Here is a 947-nt window from a genome sequence, read left to right as displayed (position 1 = left end):
TAGACCTCCTGCATAATAGATTTCATGGTAGCCTGATAGGCTTTGGTTCACTGTTGCCCGCATAGGCCGATGAACTACGAAAACACCCAAACCCTCAGCGATCGCCAGTTTAAGCGGCGATTCGGCGTCCATCGACCGACTTTCAAGCTCATGGTCACCGGACTGCGAGCCCCCTTATCTCGCTATCCTGGCCGCCCTGCCAAGTTATCGATTGAGAACCAACTCCTGGTTGCTCTCGACTATTGGCGAGAATATCGCACCTACTTTCACATCGCCACAGACTGGGGCGTCTCAGAATCGACGATTTGTCGCATTGTCCATCGGGTCGAAACTCGGCTAATGGCTTCAGGCCGATTTCGGATTCCGGGTAAGAAACGTCTGCTCCAAGGCTTTGGCGAGGTTGAGGTGGTGGTGATGGATGTCACTGAGACCCCGATTGAACGGCCTAAACGCAAACAGAAGCAGTTCTATTCTGGCAAGCAGAAGCAACATACGCTCAAGTGCCAAGTCGTCATTGACCAAGCCACTTTGGAGATTATTTGCCTCGACTTCAGTCAGGGCCGCACGCATGATTTTCAGTTATTTAAGGCGTCAGGGGTGCGCTTTCATCCGCAGACGATGAGTCTCGAAGATAAAGGCTATCAAGGGATTGCTCGCTACCATGCCAATAGCCACATTCCCTACAAAAAGCCCAAAGATGGGGAACTATCCGAGTCAGAGCGCGATTACAATCGGGCTCTGAGCAGCGAACGTATCTGCATTGAGCATGTGAATCGACGGCTGAAGATTTTCAAGATTTTGGCCCACCGCTATCGCAACCGGCGCAAACGCTATGGCCTACGGTTCAACCTGATTGCGGCCCTCTACAATCATGAACGCACGATAGCCGCTTGGTAGTCTCAGCGAGGCGCGTTAGTCTATCACATAATCATTTCTGCAAGAGGTCT

General features: G+C 51.6%; 1 protein-coding gene. It reads left to right on the top strand.

Going from position 1 to position 947, the window contains the following annotated elements:
* The first annotated feature begins 69 nt into the window (after window positions 1-69).
* Window positions 70-897: an IS5 family transposase gene (locus CKL79_RS22580; RefSeq protein WP_121971729.1), complete on the top strand. Its 828-nt coding sequence runs from the start codon at window positions 70-72 to the stop codon at window positions 895-897.
* The last annotated feature ends 50 nt before the right edge of the window (window positions 898-947 follow it).

This window comes from Leptolyngbya sp. BC1307, from assembly GCF_002286735.1.
In the GTDB taxonomy this organism is placed as follows: Bacteria; Cyanobacteriota; Cyanobacteriia; order Phormidesmidales; family Phormidesmidaceae; genus Phormidesmis.
The sequence above is the reverse complement of the archived record's forward strand: the minus strand, read 5'-3'. Positions and strand labels throughout refer to the sequence as shown.

Coding starts and splice junctions, on each gene's coding strand:
- CKL79_RS22580 (WP_121971729.1), top strand. CDS start 70: ATGAACTACGAAAACACCCAAACCCTCAGCGATCGCCAGTTTAAGCGG.